The organism is Alphaproteobacteria bacterium, from assembly GCA_016699305.1.
Taxonomy (GTDB): Bacteria; Pseudomonadota; Alphaproteobacteria.
Genome location: CP064970.1, coordinates 457,541 through 476,398, shown reverse-complemented (window position 1 = coordinate 476,398; position 18,858 = coordinate 457,541). Strand labels below are relative to the sequence as shown.

13 protein-coding genes, 1 tRNA gene, 1 other RNA gene and 1 pseudogene are annotated in these 18,858 nt (G+C 57.3%); 8 read left to right on the top strand and 8 right to left on the bottom strand.

All coding sequences use genetic code 11. From position 1 onward, the window contains the following. Positions 1–42: 42 nt before the first annotated feature. Together IPI58_02165 and IPI58_02160 are read right to left on the bottom strand one after the other, a co-directional pair. Positions 43–246: a 30S ribosomal protein S21 gene (locus IPI58_02165; protein ID QQR69500.1), complete on the bottom strand. Its 204-nt coding sequence runs from the start codon at positions 244–246 to the stop codon at positions 43–45. Between the two features lie 242 nt (positions 247–488). After that, complete coding sequence (locus IPI58_02160) at positions 489–2,600, bottom strand: PAS domain S-box protein (GenBank protein QQR69499.1); 2,112 nt, start codon at positions 2,598–2,600, stop codon at positions 489–491. 441 nt (positions 2,601–3,041) lie between these two features. On the opposite strand from IPI58_02160, the gene IPI58_02155 reads away from it, so the two are divergent. The 4 genes from IPI58_02155 (at position 3,042) to IPI58_02140 (ending at position 9,030) form a co-directional block, all read left to right on the top strand. Further along, complete coding sequence (locus tag IPI58_02155; protein QQR69498.1) at positions 3,042–3,842, top strand: FkbM family methyltransferase; 801 nt, start codon at positions 3,042–3,044, stop codon at positions 3,840–3,842. Positions 3,843–3,919: 77 nt separating this feature from the next. Beyond that, complete coding sequence (locus IPI58_02150) at positions 3,920–6,235, top strand: NADP-dependent malic enzyme (GenBank protein QQR69497.1); 2,316 nt, start codon at positions 3,920–3,922, stop codon at positions 6,233–6,235. Between the two features lie 415 nt (positions 6,236–6,650). Continuing rightward, positions 6,651–7,736, top strand: a complete 1,086-nt coding sequence (locus IPI58_02145; GenBank protein QQR69496.1) for a hypothetical protein — start codon at positions 6,651–6,653, stop codon at positions 7,734–7,736. 73 nt (positions 7,737–7,809) lie between these two features. After that, positions 7,810–9,030, top strand: coding sequence for an NADH-quinone oxidoreductase subunit D (locus tag IPI58_02140; GenBank protein QQR70003.1), 1,221 nt, complete (start codon positions 7,810–7,812; stop codon positions 9,028–9,030). 16 nt (positions 9,031–9,046) lie between these two features. Here IPI58_02140 and IPI58_02135 read toward each other — a convergent pair whose 3' ends face one another. Together IPI58_02135 and IPI58_02130 are read right to left on the bottom strand one after the other, a co-directional pair. Next, complete coding sequence (locus IPI58_02135; GenBank protein ID QQR69495.1) at positions 9,047–10,510, bottom strand: HlyD family type I secretion periplasmic adaptor subunit; 1,464 nt, start codon at positions 10,508–10,510, stop codon at positions 9,047–9,049. Next, entirely contained in the window at positions 10,507–12,711 is a 2,205-nt protein-coding gene (locus IPI58_02130; GenBank protein ID QQR69494.1) for a peptidase domain-containing ABC transporter, read from the bottom strand. Before IPI58_02130 ends, IPI58_02135 begins: the two co-directional genes overlap by 4 nt. 82 nt (positions 12,712–12,793) lie before the next feature. Here IPI58_02130 and rnpB point away from each other — a divergent pair. Further along, positions 12,794–13,227: RNase P RNA component class A (gene rnpB / locus IPI58_02125), an RNA gene on the top strand. A 1-nt stretch (position 13,228) separates the two neighbouring features. On the opposite strand, the gene IPI58_02120 is transcribed toward rnpB, so the two are convergent. The 4 genes from IPI58_02120 to IPI58_02105 form a co-directional block, all read right to left on the bottom strand. Then, complete coding sequence (locus IPI58_02120; protein QQR69493.1) at positions 13,229–13,933, bottom strand: hypothetical protein; 705 nt, start codon at positions 13,931–13,933, stop codon at positions 13,229–13,231. 104 nt (positions 13,934–14,037) lie between these two features. Next, the gene (rlmN, locus tag IPI58_02115) at positions 14,038–15,177 is read right to left on the bottom strand and encodes a 23S rRNA (adenine(2503)-C(2))-methyltransferase RlmN (protein ID QQR69492.1); all 1,140 of its coding nucleotides are present in this window, start codon (positions 15,175–15,177) and stop codon (positions 14,038–14,040) included. A gap of 31 nt (positions 15,178–15,208) precedes the next feature. Beyond that, positions 15,209–15,853: a prepilin peptidase gene (locus IPI58_02110; protein QQR69491.1), complete on the bottom strand. Its 645-nt coding sequence runs from the start codon at positions 15,851–15,853 to the stop codon at positions 15,209–15,211. Continuing rightward, a complete protein-coding gene (locus tag IPI58_02105) occupies positions 15,850–16,320 on the bottom strand; it encodes a DNA polymerase III subunit chi (GenBank protein QQR69490.1) in 471 nt (156 codons plus the stop codon). The genes IPI58_02110 and IPI58_02105 overlap by 4 nt, the downstream gene beginning before the upstream one ends. Before the next feature lie 153 nt (positions 16,321–16,473). Here IPI58_02105 and IPI58_02100 point away from each other — a divergent pair. The 3 genes and pseudogenes from IPI58_02100 to kdpA all read left to right on the top strand — a co-directional run bounded on the left by IPI58_02100 (position 16,474) and on the right by kdpA (position 18,838). Beyond that, a tRNA-Glu gene (locus tag IPI58_02100) sits at positions 16,474–16,549 on the top strand. Between the two features lie 438 nt (positions 16,550–16,987). Beyond that, positions 16,988–17,080, top strand: a complete 93-nt coding sequence (locus IPI58_02095; GenBank protein ID QQR69489.1) for a potassium-transporting ATPase subunit F — start codon at positions 16,988–16,990, stop codon at positions 17,078–17,080. Further along, a pseudogene (gene kdpA, locus IPI58_02090) lies at positions 17,077–18,838 on the top strand (potassium-transporting ATPase subunit KdpA). Before IPI58_02095 ends, kdpA begins: the two are co-directional and overlap by 4 nt. The last annotated feature ends 20 nt before the right edge of the window (positions 18,839–18,858 follow it).

The following is an 18,858-nucleotide window of genomic DNA, read 5'->3' as shown; positions in this document are numbered from 1 at the left end:
TGGGTGTCACCAGGAAAGCTTAGCTTATCAGCGCAGAGGCGCTTAATAGCCTTCGCGTTCACGGCGCTTGCGCTCAATCTTGCGCAGACGCCTGACGGCTTCGGCCTTTTCACGGGCACGACGCTCTGATGGCTTCTCATAGCTGCGACGCAGCTTCATTTCGCGGAACACACCCTCACGCTGCAGCTTCTTTTTCAGGGCGCGCAAAGCGTGGTCAACATTGTTATCGCGTACGAGGACCTGCACAGTCTTCCCTCTTTTCTCAAGGTTGAACGAACAAGCAGAAACGAGCCCAAGGCATAAAGCCCTAGGCGAGATTCGGTGACGGAACGTAGCACATAGTTGTCCTAAAACAAAGCCTTTATACGGCATGTGTGCGGCGAGGCTAAATGAGACCGTTTTGGGTCTCAGGGGAGAGAGATTGAAATAGGCTCAAGGGGTCAGTCCGTTAGGGTAAATGGGGTCTGATCGGACTTAGTAATTGATGTCTAGGTCGCCTTGGGCGATATTCGGGTTGGAGGCAAAATGACATGGACCGTCGTGCCCACGCCCATCGTGCTTTCCAGACGCATTTCGCCGCCATGTAATTCAATTAAGGCTTTGGTCAGGGGCAAGCCAAGCCCCGTGCCTTTATGCTTGCGACTGAGGGCGCTTTCGATTTGGCCGAAAGGTGCCAGCGCCTTGGAAATGTCCTCGGGCGCGATCCCAATTCCCGTGTCCGAGATCGATACGCTGATACTGCCGTCGTCCAGGCGGTCCACCGACAATGTGACCGTGCCGCCTTCGGGCGTGAATTTGATGGCGTTGGTCAGAAGATTGGTCATCACTTGTTTTAAAGCCCGTTCCTCGCCGATGACCATCGGCAAGCCTTCGGGCACACGCGCCACCAGATGCAAACGTGCCGATTTCGCGCGCGCGGCGACAAGGCGGATGGTGGCCTGGGCCACACGGCCTATATCCACGGGGGCTTCGGCCAATTCGCGCTTACCCGCTTCGATCTTGGACATATCCAAAATGTCGTTGATCAATGACAGCAGCAATTCGCCGCTGTCATAGATATCGCGCGCATACTCCACATATTGGGCTTGCCCAACCTTGCCGAACAGCTCGTCCTTGATAATTTCGGAAAACCCGATAATGGCGTTCAAAGGCGTGCGCAGTTCATGGCTCATATTGGCCAGAAATTCCGATTTGCTGCGATTGGCGAAATCAGCCTGCTCCTTGGCGGCGATCAAAGCTTGCTCGGCCTTGTGCCGTTCGGTGATATCGATCAGCGTTCCCTCGTAGAACAACAGCCGATTGTCGTCGTCGCGCACGGCATAACCGCTCATGCTGACCCAAATTTCCTGACCATCGTAGCGGATCATGCGTGTATCAAAGTTGTGATGCGCACCGCGATCAAGCAGGCGGAACCATTGGATGCGATCCTGCTCATCCGCATATAGCTTGCCCATGCGATCAGGTTGGGCTAGCAACAGAGCCTCGGCACTGTCATAGCCAAGTACCGAAGCAATAGAGAGATTGGCGCTGATCCAGTTGCCGTTGGCCGTGACCTGGTAGATTCCAATCATGGCATTTTCAAAAATGTTCCGGTAATTGCGTTCGCTTTCGCCTAGCGCCGCACGGATATGCTCGCCTTCGACAATGCGCTCGTGCAGTTCACGATTTGCCGTTGCCAAAGACTCAGCCAGTTCTGCCATCTCCCTCCCGTGCCGACGGAACACCACGATATATAAGGCCAAGGCCACGGTTAGTCCCGAGCAAGCGACAAAGGTCAAAAACGGAATCAGTAAGATCGGGGCATCGGCGGCGCCGATCGAAAGAATATAACGCGCCAACCAGATGCGATTATCAATCAAAAGAATATCGCTTCCTTTCCAAGCATCATTCAACATCTTGGCCCAGGGCGAACGCGCGACGGCGCTGGCCTCGACCGGCGCAGACAAGCCCCAAATAGGGGGATTCATGCTGGAGCGGTCTGCCTCTACATCGTCATGGATTTCGAAGGTTTTCAAACGCCCCTGAGCAATTAGCATTCCGGCTTGGGAAAACAATGATGAAAAGGGCAAGATACTGACGATGCCTGTGCGCGTTTCTCCGTCTTGCGGTTGATGCGCCGAAAAGCTGTGCTTGGTGCGGATGACGGTTATAAAATACGTTTCGTCGCGGCCATCACTGTATTGATGTCGCACGACCGCACGATTTCGGAAATTCCTTAGCGTGTCGGTCAGGGGGTATTGTTGATCCGCCAATTCCAACTGCTGACGTGCCATCTGTTCAAGGAATTCTTTTTCTTTGGTGTCTGTCGTGGATGGCGGACGAAGCCAAGCGGCGTTCTTATCCTGATTCGAGGCCGTTTTGTTGTTAAACCAGACCCATGCCAACAATCCCGGCACAAAGCGCATGCGCTGCTGAATATTAGCAATTTCCTCATCCGTTATATCGTTGATGCTGCCCAGCACATCCAGCAGATTATCGTTGGTATCGATGCTCTGTTGCGCGTCTTTTACCAAGCGCTCGGGCATGCCGATGACACGCTCAGTCAGAAAGATGCTGGTCTGATTGAGAAGCAGAGAAAACAGTAATAGTGCGAACAGCATCCCAATAAACATGATGACCCAAGACAAGTAGGATCGTCGTCCCAAGGGATGGGAAGCGGATTGGCGGAACGCTGTTGCGTGAGCGTCCATGACGCTGAGTTTCGCTCCATACTTCATAGCTAATGGGATGTTCTTTCGATCCGCGTGGGCCTCTCTCATCTTCCATCGAGTAGTCGTTACATCCTAAGTCTTGGTTAAGATGCTCACGGCCCATTCATACAGCCGAAGATAGTCCTACCCACTTCAGACAGCAACATCTCTGCCCCCCCCAATGTTGCAAAAACGCATGTTTCTCATCGCAACAATCAGCATATCCAAAGCTTTTTTCCAAGAGTCGGGTAGACCCATGGATATTGAGTTGTGACCGTTTCGTAGTTTTACGAATTCTTAGGGCATCAGACTGTCTTACTCGGTTATGGAAGCTTCTAAGACGGTGTAGAAATGTCCGAGGGTCCTCGCCGATGCATGATCACCAAGGCACGCTACGGTACCATGATGCATTTGACGGATACCTTCATCGGGGGGTCGTTTCTTGCTTATGGCGAATATAGCGAAAACGAAGTAAGTGTGCTGCGCGTGTATCTGCGTCCGGGGGATACGGTCGTGGATGTCGGTGCCTTCATCGGTGACTTGACACTGCCAATGGCGCAGATTGTTGGACGGACGGGCAAGGTTTTCGCCTTCGAACCGGATCCACTTCACTTTCGGATCTTATGCGCCAACATGGCCTTGAACGAAATTGAAAATGTAGAGGCCATTCAGGCCCAGGCTCGGACGGCGGATTCCGTACCCTTGAATGGTCTGGGGCGTTTGCGCCGATTTGCCATCGACGAGATGGGCCTGCCCAATTGTCGCTTTATCAAGGTGGATACAGATGGTGCGGACCGCCAGGTTCTGCTGTCGGGCAAGGACACCATCACGCGCTGTCGGCCTGTTTTATATGTGGAAAACGATGTTCTGGAGAATTCCGCCGAGTTGATCGAGACAATTTCCGAGCTGGGCTATGACGCCTATTGGCATCTGGCACCTTTGTTCAACCCTAACAATATTCGTCAGAATCCAACAAATATTTGGGGCAGAAATATCATCTCGATCATGATGCTATGTCTGCCGCGCGGGGGACCTTTCTTACCAATAGGACTGCCGCCGGTTCTGGGACCACAAGATCAATGGTGCGATTTGGTTCCAGATGCCAATGGAAATCCACCCAAGAGAATATGGCCTATCAAGCGGCCCATCTAAAGCGTTGCTTTGCGTCATAGGCCACATCGGTCTATGCTTTCCCATCCGATTCACATTCATGTATATGGAGTGTTCCGTTGACACGTCAAGACAGCCATGAGGACAAGCGGATTACCGATGAAGAAGCCTTGGATCTGCATTCCAGTGGGCGTCCCGGTAAGTTAGAGGTTGTGGCGACCAAGCCGTTGGCGACGCAACGCGATTTGTCTTTGGCATATTCGCCCGGCGTGGCCGTGCCGTGCTTGCGTATCCGCGACAACCCCGATAGCGCCTATGACTACACCGCGCGCGGCAATATGGTCGCGGTGATCTCGAATGGCACGGCGGTGCTGGGCCTGGGGAATCTGGGAGCTTTGGCTGGCAAGCCGGTGATGGAAGGTAAGGCCGTTCTGTTCAAGCGCTTTGCAGATATCGATGCCATCGATCTTGAAGTCGGCACCGAGGATATCGAGGAATTCATCAACAGCGTGCGTTACCTGGGACCGTCCTTTGGCGGCATTAACCTTGAGGATATCCGCGCTCCAGACTGCTTCATCATTGAACAGCGTTTGCGCGAACTGATGGACATTCCCGTCTTTCACGACGATCAACATGGCACGGCGATTGTGGCCTTGGCCGGGCTGATGAACGCCCTGGAACTGACAGGGCGACGTTTGCAAGATGTACGCGTGGTGGTCAGCGGGGCAGGGGCGGCGGCCTTGGCCTGTATCGACTTGATCAAGGCCAGCGGTTTGCCTTCCGACCATGCTATCGTGTGCGATCAGACGGGCGTGATCTATCAGGGCCGCGCCAAGGGCATGAATCAGTGGAAATCCGCGCATGCCGTGGATACCGAGGCGCGCACCTTGGCCGATGCGATCAAAGGTGCCGATGTATTCCTGGGTTTGTCAGTTAAAGGAGCGCTTACTCCCGAGATGGTCAAGACCATGGCGGCGCGTCCGATCATCTTCGCCTTGGCCAATCCCAATCCTGAAATTTTGCCTGAAGAGGTCCACGCGGTGCGCCCGGATGCTATCGTCGCTACCGGCCGCTCGGACTACCCGAACCAGATCAACAATGTTCTGGGCTTTCCCTATATCTTCCGCGGCGCTTTGGATGTACGTGCGCGTACCATTAATGAGGCCATGAAGATCGCGGCTGCCCGCGCTTTGGCCGAATTGGCGCGCGAGGACGTGCCGCACGAGGTGGAGTCGGCTTATCCGGGCCGTCGTCTGGCCTATGGTCCCGATTATATCTTGCCGGTGCCTTTTGATCCGCGTTTGATCACGGCCATCCCCATGGCGGTGGCGGAATCTGCGGTATTAACGGGCGTGGCGCGGCGGCCTTTGGAGAATGTGGCGCGGTATAAGGCCGAGCTGCGGACTCGTCTGGATCCCAGCTCGGGTGCTTTGGATTTGATCTGCGAACGCCTTAAGGCGGCTCCCAAGCGCGTGGCTTTCACGGGCGGCGAGGAAGAACGTATCTTGCGCGCGGCTATCGCTTTCCGTTCGTCGGGCTTTGGAACGCCGGTTGTTATCGGGCGGGAAAAGATCATCCGCGAACGATTGGCAGATTTAGGAATCAAAGGCACTGACGGACTCGAGATTGCCGACCCCGAGCATGACCACGAAGACTATGTGCAACACCTGTATCAGCGATTGCATCGGCGTGGAGTGCTGCTACGGGAGTGCGCGCGCATGGTCCATACCAATGGAACCATCTTTGCGGGTCTGATGACTGCGGCTGGCCATGTCGATGCTATGGTTACGGGAGCGACGCGTGGTTTTATGTCGTGCTTTCAAGATGTGCGTAAGGTGCTGCCGGTGCGTTCGCCCTGTGGCGCGTTTGGCTTGACCATGCTGTTGCTGCGGGGCCGCATGACTTTTGTGGCGGACACGTCGGTGCATGCCTTCCCAACATCCGAGCAGTTGGCTGAATTTGCCCGTGTGGCGGCGGCGGAAATGCGCCATCAAGGCGCGGCTCCGCGTGTGGCTTTCCTCTCACATACCAATTTCGGCCAGTCGATCCGTCCTGAAAAACCGCATACCTCGCGTGAGGCGGTGGCCTTACTGGATCAATCAGGCGCGGATTTTGAATATGATGGAGAGATGACGGCCGAAGTCGCCATGGACTTTGATCATATGCGCACGCTGTATCCGTTCTGTCGCTTATCGGGGCCCGCCAATATTCTGATTATGCCAAGCTTGGACGCCGCACATATCGCCACCAAGCTGTTGCGCCAAACCCAAGGCAGCGCACGCAGCACAGTCATTGGCCCCATCTTGCACGGACTGGAACGCCCGGCGCAGATCGTGCCCATGACGGCTGGCGTATCAGAAATTGTCACCATGGCTATCTTGGCAGCTTCGGCTGTGGACGCCTCAGGTGCGGTTTCGCGCACGGAAGCGGCGTGATGAGCTTTGGCGAATCATAGAGGTTGCCCTCGGCTTTCGGGCAAGTGTTCTGTGTGGGAGTTTGTCCGTGGTCCTAGAAATGCTCAAAGGCATCGTGCAGGACCGAGGTTAGGGAGTTGTGCTGAAGCAACAGCAGTTTCATAGTGCCCTGGCCGTGCTTTCATGCACACACCTTATCGGCATAGGTGTGGGTGCCGGGCCATCTTGTGCGGATTGGCTGCCGAGTTATACAAGGAACATCCGTAAATGCCCGCAGACTGTGCGCATGTTAACTAAGAGACATTAACTATAAGAAAGCATTTACGATGTTGCTTAGGTTCCCTATCTGCGCTTATAACGGCGGTGAAATTGATGACACACGCCGTAGGGTGCTTGTCATCCTTATCCATTCCCTCAACTTTATCGGACTGCTCTCGTGAAACTCGTCAACTCATACAAATTCTACGAACTGGGCAATAAGCTCTCGGCGCTGCGCGCGCTGCGCGCGCCAGTCCGTACTACGGATTTATTCATGCCGATGATGGAGGCTCAAACGGCGCTGGATGCGTTGTTAAAAGGTGATCCTGTCACCCTGACTCGTCAGGCGCGCCAAGATGGTCATCGGCTATTGGCTAAGGTCGGCGCGCTGTTTCAGCAATTCTTTATTGATTCCGCCACGCGCAAATTCCGCTTTCCTTCAGGCGACGAGAAGCTGGAGGCACATGAATTGGGCCTGATGCAAGGGCTGCTGGAGGCGTTTGACAAATCGCTGGCTGGTGAGCTGGAGCATATGCCGTGCTACGCCCTTGAGCGCCAAGGACTGTTTGCGGTCGAGGAATTGGTAGGAAATGCCCAAGCGGTTTTCCCGGATTCGCTGTTAGATACCATCCCGTCTTTTGTCCGTCAGAGCGTCACAGATGCGGGTCGCTGTCTGGCGGTTGGGTTGAGCACGGCGGCGGGGAACTATCTAGTGCGCGCGACCGAGACCATGTTGATCCGCTATGCCGAGGTGTTTCTGGAATCCTCCCCCTTGCCACGCGCGGATCGCGACTGGGCCTTGCTGCTGCGGCGTTTGATGAGCTTGCATGAAGATGCCTCGCGCCCATCTGGGAAAGAAGACGTCGCGCGCGGTCATGACCGTACGCCAGATCGCGGCGTTATTCAGATGCTGGCTCATGTCAAGGAACGTTATCGTGACCCGATGTTGGCGCGGCCCGAGGCCGAATTATCGGCGGAGGAGGCCATGGCCCTGTTTACCATCAGCGCCAGCCTGATGACCTTGATGGCGCGCCAAATCAGAATCCATGGGGATAATGAAGGCGGCGGAACGCGTGACAAGGGCACGTCGCGCGGCGAATCCCCTGCCAATGAAAGCATCTCAGCTGCGATGGCAGCCAATCATTCGTCTATCGCGGCTGTTTCGGCCATTGCGGCGGCCGAGGAAGAGGCACGACGGATGGTCAGTGGAGAGAACGGCGAGATGAGCCCTTTCTACGATCTCCGCCTGGCTCAGCGGCTGTAGTAGCCCTGACCGGCTGTCCGTGCTAGACAAGGGGCGTGGATGAATGCCCCTTGTTTCGAGCCTCCCTGCCGTCATGTCCTACACCATCAGCGATCCCAACCAGCCTGAAGACCAACGACACGAAGTGGTCATAGAACCGTCCGTGTTGAATCTGGGGCCGCAGCATCCGGCCTCGCATGGTGTGCTGCGTCTAATTCTAGAGATGGAAGGCGAGGTCATCACCCGCGCCGATCCGCATATTGGTCTGCTGCATCGTGGCACGGAAAAACTGATCGAGCATAAGACCTATCTTCAGGCGATGCCCTATTTCGACCGCCTCGATTATGTGGCCCCCATGTGCCAGGAACATGCCTTCGCATTGGCTGTGGAAAAGCTGCTGGGCATTAAACCGCCGCCTCGGGGACAGTATATTCGGGTGCTGTTTGCCGAAGTGTCGCGTCTGCTGAATCACCTGCTGAACGTCACGACTTTCGCTCTTGATGTCGGGGCGATCACTCCCGCTTTGTGGGGCTTCGAACAACGCGAAAAGATGATGGAGTTTTACGAGCGTGTCAGCGGCGCGCGTATGCATGCCAATTATTTCCGCCCCGGCGGCGTGCATCAGGACCTGCCCGATGGACTGATGGAGGATATGGCGGCTTATAACGACTCATTCCCCGCTTTTCTTGACGATCTTCATGGGCTGCTGACCAATAACCGGATCTTTAAATCGCGTACCGTGGATATCGGCGTGGTGACGCGCGAACAGGCGCTGGCCTGGGGCTTTTCTGGGCCTATGTTGCGTGCCTCTGGCGTGGCCTGGGATTTGCGTAAGTCACAGCCCTATGACGTGTATGGCCGCATGGACTTCGCCGTTCCCGTGGCCAGCACGGGCGATTGCTATGCGCGCTATCTGGTGCGGATGGAGGAAATGCGTCAAAGCCAGATCATTATCCGCCAATGCCTCAACGAAATGCCGAGCGGCCCCGTGATGGTCGATGATCATAAAATCGCGCCGCCTCCAAGGACCGAGATGAAAGCCTCGATGGAGGCCATGATCCATCACTTCAAGCTATACACCGAAGGCTATCACGTCCCGGCGGGCGAGACCTATACGGTGGTCGAGGCCCCCAAGGGTGAATTCGGCGTGTATCTGATCGCCGATGGCAGCAACAAACCCTATCGCTGCCACATCCGCGCTCCCGGATTTGCGCATCTCCAAGCCCTGGAATCCATGACCAAGGGGCATATGCTGGCCGATACCGTCGCGATCCTAGGGTCCTTGGATATCGTGTTCGGCGAGATTGATCGGTAAAAAACAGCAACCGGGATCAATTTTCCCGCATGGCCTCATCGGTGGTGCGTAGCATGGCGTCCAGCAGATAGCCTAGGATACTGCGGCGGCCTGTGTGCAGCTCGGCGTCCAGGGTCATGCCGGGGCGCAGGCGGTGGGTGGAATCGGGGTGGGAACCCACATACATATGCTCGGGTTCGATTTCGACCGTATAGAATAGGCCGGGCGGCAGTTGCGCTCCCGCCTCAGAGCTGGATTTGTCGGTGCGGTCATTGGCCTGCGAGTCATGCGCCACGCGGATGACATGGCCGTTGATGCTGCCATAGCGGGCGTAATCGAAAGCGTGGATCTTCAGGCGCACCGCTTGACCCGGCTTGATGCGGCCTATGTCGCGGTTGGCGATGCGGGCATCGACGACCAGTCTTTCTTCGCTGGGCACGATCCGCATGATGGCCTCGCCCGACTGTACGACTTGGCCGATATTGGTGGCGGCCAGATTCTCCACAAAGCCGTCCACCGGCGAGATCAAGTCCAGGTTCTTTTGCTGCGTGATCACCTGGGTTAACTGGTTTTGCAGGCGGTCGCGCTCGGTGCGGGTTTCGGACAGGCTGTTCAAGACTTGGCTGCGGTCGTCATTGGCGGCCTTTTCCAATTCGGCATCGGCAGAAGCCTTGGCAGCCTGCGCCGATTCCAGCATTGATTGCGCGCGTTCGAACTCACCCTTTTGTTGCACGGTGTCCCGCTCCACCTGTAAGGCGCGTACGCGTGGGAAATAGCCTTTTTCCGTCAATTCGGCGATCGCCTTGCCTTGCTCTTGCGCCAAGGAGAGTCCCTTACGGGCGTTGCGCAGAGCGGATTCGGCCTGGGTCACATCGCTGGCGCGTTGCTCGACGATGTTGCGCGCGCTGGCTAATTTCTGTTCGCGTACCAGACGTCGCGACTCAAGCAACAGGCGTTGATTGGCGACGACATCGGGGTAAGCACGCACCAGATCCTCGGGAGCCTCCATGGTGGATTTCCCCTCGGCCTCGGCTTCAAGCCGAGCGGTTTCGGCTCGCCGGGTGGCGACTTGAGAAGACAGCTTGCTCACTTCGGTGTCGATCAATTCGGGGTCTAGGCTCAGCAGCTTTTGACCCGCTTTCACTTCATCACCAGCATGCACATGAATGTCTTTGATGCGCCCACCTACCGAGTGGTTGATAACCTGCACATGGCTGTAGGGACGCACCTTGCCCTGGCCGACGACGGATTGGTCGACCTTGGCCAGCGCCGCCCAAAGCAGAAATATCACCAGGCTGGCGCTGATGATCCAAATGGTCATGGCGGCGGCGGGGGATGGGCGGGTTTCCGTGACGGCCAAGGCCCCGGGTAAAAACTCGGCGTAGCTTTCTTCGCCGGCCTTCCAAGGTGCCATCAGGGCCGAGCCGATGCGCGCAGGCAGATTCTTGCCGGGCGTTTCGTCTTTATAGGGATCAAATGGCTGCAAGGCTTTATCGTTCACGCCGCGCCCCCGTTCTTGTCCGAGGCGGGCAGGGGCGATTCTGTGGGGGCGGCAGACGGCGGCGGTGCCATCAAGGCGTTCAAGATATGATCTGCCGGTCCCGCACGTTCGACCATGCCGTCGCGCAGCATCACGATTTGATCGCAGATGCGCAAGGTAGGTAGACGATGGGTGATGAACAGAACCGTCAGCCCCACCGGCTTGGTCGCCTGACGCAAGGCGCGCAGCAAGCGGTCTTCCGTTTGCACATCTAGGGCGGATGTGGCCTCGTCCAAGATTAAGATGCGCGGCTCACGCGCCAGAGCGCGCGCGACGCATAACAGCTGTCTTTGACCGGCGCTAAGGCCAAAGCCACCCTCGGTCAGGATGGTGTCATAGCCTTGGGGCAGACGCTGAATGAAGTCATGCGCGCCCACATATTGCGCCGCCATCATGGCGCGGGCGGGCGAGGTGTCGGGCGCGCCCATCACGATATTCTCGCGCACGCTGCCCGCGAACAGATGATTGTCCTGCGGCACATAACCAATCTCGCGGCGCAAGGTAAAGGGCGATATCTGACGCAAATCGAACGCATCCACCAACACACGCCCTTCGCCGGGGGGATACAGCCCCAAAATGATCTTGGCCAAGGTGCTTTTACCGCATCCCGATGGCCCGATGATCCCCGTCATGGTGCCCGTGGGCAGTGCGAAATTCACTCCGCGTAAGGCCGGCCGCGTCGTGCCGGGATAGGTATAGCCCAGATTATCGGCGCGTAAGGTGCCGCGCAGGCGTGGGTAGGAACCCATTTGAGCGATGCCGGGTTCCTGCTCCTCGTTCATCAGCTCGTCGATACGGCGGAACGCCATTTGCGTTTCGCGCAGACTGTGCCAAGTGGTCACGACCTGACGAATGGGCGTCAAAGCGCGCACCGTCAGCATGTTAAAGGCCACCAATTCGCCCAGGGTCAGGGTGTTGTCGCTGGCGAAACGCGCCCCCAAATACAGCACCAGCAGACTGATGAACATCATCAGGCCGTTGCTGAGCGCCAGCACCATATTGCTGTGGTGGCTGGCCTCGAACCCGGCTTGCGCCGAGCGGGCCAGACGTTCTCCGTGGCGCGTCTCCATGTCGCTTTCCAACGCCAAGGCCTTGACGGTATGCGCGTTGTGCAAGATTTCGTTCAGCGAGCTGCCACGCGCGGCTTGCGCGGCAAAGGTCTTGTTGCTCAGCGCACGCTGCGAACGGTCGGCCCACACCGACAGCAACAGGAATATGGGAACGCTGCCCAGCACCACCGCACCCAGCCGCACATCGATGGCCAGCAGCGCGGCGAACAACACAATGCCGAACACCAAATCCACCACCACCATGGGCATTTGGCCGGTTAGGAAGGTGCGAATGAAATCCAGTTGACGCAAACGCTCGGACTGCAAACCGGTGGGCGTGTTCTCGAAATAGGTCAATGGCAGGCGCAGCAGATGCGCCACCGCCTGGCTGCCAATCTGGGCGTCCAGACGCGCCCCGGTATGGACGGAAAGATATCCGCGCAACGCGCGCAAGGCGGTGTCGAAGATATAGGCAACGCTGGCACCGATGGCTAAGACGTCTAAGGTTGAAAGCGCCCGATTGCCGATCACTTTGTTGAAGACGATGATGGAAACCAAAGGCAGAAGCAGGGCGAAGATGTTGATCGCCACGGACGAGGCGATGATCGGCCTCATCACGCCCCGGATTTGTCGCCAGAGCATCTCGCGCCAGCTGACCTCCTCGCCACCGGTCTTCAGCAGTAGAATATCGGCCTTACCCTGCGGCAGATCACGCGCCGATGTGTCTTCCGTGCGCGACGTGGCGGGATCATGAACCAGGACTCGGTCGTTATCGGCGCGCAGCACGGTCAGGCATGTTTTCCCATCGCGCGTCAGCAGCACAAAGGGACAGGGCAGGCGGTCCAAATGGCCGGGGTCGAATGGCGTCACCCGCGCACGATAGCCCAGACGGCGCGAGATCAAGGCCATCTCGGCCAAACCGGGCGTCTCGGATAAAGAGGGGCCGGAGATTTGAAGATCGCTTTCCGAAACCGGTTTGCCCATCCCCTCGAACGCCGCGCGCAGACAGCGCAATAGGCGGCCGCGCAGCGTTCCATCCGTCGCGCCTGTGGCGGGTGGTTCCTTTAACGGGGGATCGACGTGATGGCTTAACAACGGTTGCGGACTCTCCAAGCTGAACTCCATTTCTTCCCCTAGCCGGGGGCCGAATGCAAGATGTTTCATTCACAGGCGAAACATGACATCATCAAAACCGCCAGGCGGCCGGATGACCGCTGCCGTGTCAGACCGTGCGCTCCTTGCGGGCGCAGCCGGTGCGCGGGGGAGGAAAGTCCGGGCTTCAGGGAAGAGCGGTGTCGGCTAACGGCCGACGGGGGCGACCCCAGGGAAAGTGCCACAGAAACGATACCGCCTCTGCGGTCTTCGGACAGCAGGGGTAAGGGTGCAAGGGTGCGGTAAGAGCGCACCGCGCGGTCGGCAACGGCAGCGGCAGGGCAAACCCCACCGGAAGCAAGGCCAAATAGGGGCGAGGCGGTCATGGGCAACCATGGCCGGGCGGTTCTTCCCCGTCTCTCGCCCGGGTCGGCCGCGTGAGCGAGGCAGCGATGCCCCGCCAAGAGGAATGGTCATCCCGCCTCGCGTCGCAAGGCGAGGGGCGGACAGAACCCGGCTTATAGGCCGCCTGGCGTTTTTATGGCGATGGAAAGGATATGGAACGGAGTATATATGTCGCTCCGCTAGGCTTTTCCACGACCTGGGCAGGAGTTGGCAGACTTGTCATGATCATCAGAGAACGAGGATCAACGCCGCCAATATGATCATGATGCCAGGGAAAATTGGGGTGCATCCTGATCCCATGGGCGGTCATAACGTCACAAATCTTTTGCGCTTCTTGCGAGAATATATCGGGCGGCAGGCTCAATGAATCGGGCAATGCACGAGGACACACATCCGGATTCAACTCAATAAACTGGGCCAACTGTTCTGGCTTTCCGTCTCTGACGAGTTGAATGAAACGAGGCACGTTGTCGGGTTTCATATAGTGGATGTCTGCTGCATGACATGCGAAATGGCCTGTATAGAAATTGCCCAGAGACATCACCTGCTGGTTGGGATCGCGGTCATTGTATTCTGTGGCTAAACAAAATTTTTGTTTCTCAGTGAGACTGGCAAGCCAGACGACCATATCCATTCCCTGTCTCAGCAGTTTTCGTCGAGCGTAATAGAGCTTTGTGTGGAAATTCTCCTGTACAAATCCATAGGGGGTAAATACATATGAGCTGCAGTCAGTATTGTATCTATGCCATGAGACGAAAGGGACGGAATGATCGTGAATGCCCTCACGCAATAGAACCACTTTCATCAAACTGTCTTTCCAACATGGCTGTGTGGACATGGCCATTCATCTCCAGATGGGGTTATGTCAGGTTATGGCTGCATCGAACATCGACCTAACCCGTGTCGGTGATTGTATTTTATAAGGAAGTTCGAGGTTTAATTTCAAGCACCTGGCGCGCCCGATATCTCCGATTTGCGCTGCCTTACGCTTTCCGAACGCAGCTGGCCGCAAGCGGCCAGGATATCCGTGCCGCGCGGCGTACGCACGGGGCTGGCGTAACCGGCCTGGTTCACGATGTCGCCGAATGCCTGGATCGCTTTGTTGGTCGATCGCTCGTAAGGCGCGCCGGGCCAGGGGTTGAAGGGGATCAGATTGACCTTGGCAGGAATGCCGCGCAACAGCTTGACCAAGGCGCGGGCCTCGGCGGGCGAGTCGTTCACGCCTTTGAGCATCACATATTCGAACGTGATGCGTCGCGCGTTGTGGGTGCCAGGGTAGTTGCGGCAGGCGTCCAGCAATTCCTTGATCGGATATTTGCGGTTCAGCGGCACCAGCTGGTCGCGCAATTCATCGGTCACGGCATGCAAACTGACGGCAAGATTGACCCCAAGCTCTAACGCCGCGCGGTTCATCATCGGCACGACGCCCGAGGTAGACAAAGTGATGCGCCGCCGCGAAAAGGCGATCCCGTCGCAGTCCATGACGATCTTCATGGCCTTGGCGACGTTCTCGTAATTGTACAATGGCTCGCCCATGCCCATCAGGACGATGTTGGTGATCTTCCGATCACCCGGCTTGACCGACCAATCATCCAGCACATCGCGGGCGCGCATGAACTGGCCCAGAATCTCATTGGCATTCAGGTTACGCACCAGTTTTTGCGTGCCGGTATGGCAGAATCGGCAAGCCAGGGTGCAGCCGACTTGCGACGAGATGCATAAGGTGCCCCGGTCTTCTTGTGGGATATGCACGGTCTCGATCTCGTGCTTGTCCTCCAGGCGCACCAGCCATTTGCGGGTGCCGTCCTGCGATTTCATGTCTTGGGCGATCTGAGGACGGCCAACCACGAAATGCTCGGCCATCTGGGGCCGCGCGGCCTTGGCCAAAGTGGACATGGACTCAAAATCCGTCACGCCGCGCTGATAGATCCAATGCCACAGCTGACGGGCGCGGAAGGACTCCATGCCCAGCTCGGCGATTGCCGCCACCAGTTCTTCGCGCGACAATCCTACCAGATCGCGCCGCCCCGTGGCGTCTACCACCTCAGGCGCAAAAGAAGTGACGTGACTCTCGATACCCATATCCGCTCCCGAAACAGTTCTTGCGGCCAGACTACCAGTGCAGGGCCAGCAGGGCAAGGATTAGAGCGGTGCATAGAGCAGGGCCAAAGGGTGCTGCCTGGTTGCGTTCCAGTCGCCCCAAAACGACATGGGTTAAAACGCCCATGACCCCCGCCCCGGCCATATACCAGCCCACCGTCCAAGGCGGCAGCCACAGCCCAGCCATGGCCAGGAATTTGATATCGCCCATGCCGATCATGTCCACGCCGCGCCATCTTCGCCCGATCAGCAGCACCAGGCTGCCCGTTCCGCCCAGAAACAAGGCGCTGGCCAGGTTCCATAGATGCCCATGACCCAAGAAGGCCCACGCCAAGCCCAGGAGAGCCAATGTCAAGTTCAGCCGGTTGGGCAACAGGCCGCAACGCGCGTCGATGGTGGCCAGCGTCACCAGCACGCCCATGGCGGCGGCGGCCAACAATAACACGTCCCAAGGCTCGGCCTGAAGTCCGCAACGCCAGCCCCATACAGCGCCCAAAGCCGCCGCGACGGGGGGCAGGGTCAGGCCGAGCCTGCGGGCCGTGTTTGGCGATGTATCGGCGGTCAGGTCACGTCCACTGAGGGCCATAGCCGCCAGCGCACCTAAGCTTGCGGTGGCCGAAGCGATCAGCGTCGATTGGATGATGGGAATGGCGATCATGCGGTGTCTTTTCCTTGCTCGCTCTTGACCTCTTGCCAGCCGCGTTCTTCCTGCCGCCAATAGGTCAGGCTATGTCCCGCAGTTTGTCTTTCCTTCCACCTTGCCCGCGCGGCTTGAACGGCCTCGGGGTCGCGGCCATCGAATAAATCGCAGATCAGGTTATATCCCGTTGCATCCGCCAAAGACGCGCCATCGGTCAGGAACAGCACGGTGGCTCCGTTGGGATTGTCGTCTTGATCGGTCAGCCATATGGGCTGACGCGCCGCCTCGCCGTCCTGGCGATTGCCATGAGGCAGGAAGCTATCGGGCCTGGCGGTCCATAGAGCCTGGGTCAGAGCCTCGCACCGTTCGGGCGAGGATGTTCTCACCACGGCACGCCAGCCCTTGTCCAATGTCTTGGTAAGTAAATCGGGCAGGGCATGTTCAAGCGGCGTGCGGGTTAGGTGATAGAAGCGAATATCGGTCATGGTCTTTTTGTACGGCCTTGACAACCGGATGTCCAAGATCAAGTCATCTGGCCTCCAAAAACTGGACAGTTTGGGGGGGAATTCAGGGGAGAAGTGCCGCACACAGCTTTTTCTTGCTTTCACCGTCATCCTAAGCTAGACGAACACGTGTCTGTCCCCTTCGTCTAGAGGCCTAGGACGCCGCCCTCTCACGGCGGCAACACGGGTTCGAATCCCGTAGGGGACGCCAATTTCTTCTAATAGAACTTATATTACAAATAATTATGCTGATATAGCGAAGGCCGACACACGAAACAACATGCAACTGGACGCAAGATTCAAGGGGCCATGATGGCGCGTCAAGTGCCTATGGGATTTTTTGTCTTTCTTCCAGAAGGGCATTATCGTTTGGTATCTTCACGACTGTCGGGATTTTTTGAATCGAAACTTACCCCCTAAATCAATACGGTCTTAGACGTGCCCTTTATCAAGCTCCAAGCCCTGCATGAAATATTTATGCTGTCACGGCTGGCATAAGAGCGGGATTAAGGTATCCTAAACAACAGAGTCGCGACACGAATCCTGGAGAACCTGATTTGGACGCAAGGCGCATCTTCCCTCAGGCGATTTCCCATCGGCTGACTTGGCTAGGGTTCGCGTGCTTTATGCTCGTTATGGAGCATTCGTCATGACCGTCGCATATCTTGCTCTAAGCCTCTTGGTCGGAGGGCTTTTCGTCTATCTATTGGTGGCATTGCTGAAACCGGAGATGTTTCCATGATAGCCCTACCCGCCAGTGCCACATGGGGTTTATTGGCGCTGTATGTCGCGGTGTTGGCTGTGTGCATTCGGCCTCTGGGAGTTTTTATCGCGCGGGTCTATGGCGGGGAACGCACGTTCTTAACGCCGATTTTGGGTAGGTTGGAGCGCGGTTTATATCGCCTGGCAGGGATCAAGCCGGATCAGGAAATGGGCTGGTCCGTCTATGCCCTACATATGATGGTCTTCGTGGCGGCTTCGTTTCTTGGCACTATTCGCTTTGTTGATGCTGCAAGGCGCGATGCCTTTGAATCCCGATGGCAAGCCGGGACTCGACGCGGCTTTGGCTTTTAACGTGGCGGTTAGCTTTGTCACCAATACCAACTGGCAGTCTTATAGCGGCGAAGCCCGCCTCAGTCCGTTTTCTCAAATGCTGGGGCTGACGGTGCAGAACTTTTTGTCGGCGGCGATGGGTATGGCGGTTTTGATGGCTCTTGTGCGCGGCATGACACGACGAGGAGACGCCCAAGGCATCGGGAATTTCTGGGTCGATCTGACTCGCGGGACGCTCTATATCCTGCTGCCTTTGTCTTTGGTGTTTGCCATCGCGCTGGGATCGCAAGGCGTGGTGCAGACCTTTCAAACATCCGTCACGGTCGAGCTTGCACAGCCGGTGATGGGGCAGGAGGGGCAGGCTGTTACACAGCAAAAGATTGCCCTTGGTCCCGTCGCCTCGCAAATCGCTATCCGTCAGTTGGGCAGCAATGGCGGGGGATATTTCAACGCCAATGCGGCGCATCCTTTTGAAAACCCGACGCCGCTATCCAATTTCCTGTTGTTGCTGGCCATCCTGCTGATCCCGGCGGCACTGTGTCACAGCTTTGGCCATATAGCCGGGGATGCGCGGCAGGGTCAATTGATCCTGGCCGTGATGACGGTGATTCTGATTCCGCTCTTGATATTGGTCTTGCTGCAAGAACAAGGCGGGAACCCGCATTTTGCCCGGTTGGGCGTGGATCAACTGGCCAGCCTGGCTCAATCGGGCGGTTCGATGGAAGGCAAGGAAGTGCGCCACGGCCCCTCTGCTTCGGCGCTATGGGCCACCGTCACGGGGGCCACGTCGAACGGATCGACCAATGCCATGCATGATTCCCTTGCGCCTTTGGCCGGGATGGTGCCCTTGCTGTTGATGCAGATGGGAGAGGTGATCTTTGGCGGTGTGGGATCGGGCCTGTATGGCATGTTGATCTTTGTTCTGCTGACGGTATTCATGGCGGGGCTGATGGTAGGCCGCACGCCCGATTATCTGGGCAAGAAGATTCAATCCTTCGAGATCAAGATGGCCTCGATCGCCATCATCATCCCGCCTTTGATGACATTGGGCGGCACGGCCTTGGCCGTGATGTGCGAGGCGGGCCGGACGGGCGTTCTTAACCCCGGCGCGCACGGGTTTAGCGAGGTGCTTTATGCCTTCACTTCCGCCGCCGCCAATAATGGCAGCGCGTTTGCGGGGCTGTCCGCCGATACGCCTTTTTACAACATCGTCTTGGGGCTTGTGATGTTGGCGGGACGCTTTGGCGTGATCCTGCCCGTCTTGGCGATCGCCGGTTCTCTGGCGGCAAAACCTGCCGTGCCGCCTTCGCCGGGAAGCCTTCCCACGCATACGCCATTGTTCGGAGCCTTGTTGGTCTGCGTGGTGGTGATGGTGGGCTTGCTGACCTATGTGCCCAGTCTGGCACTGGGACCCGTGGCCGAGCATTTGTCCATGATTGAGCAGTAAAAGGAGCCACCGCACCCATC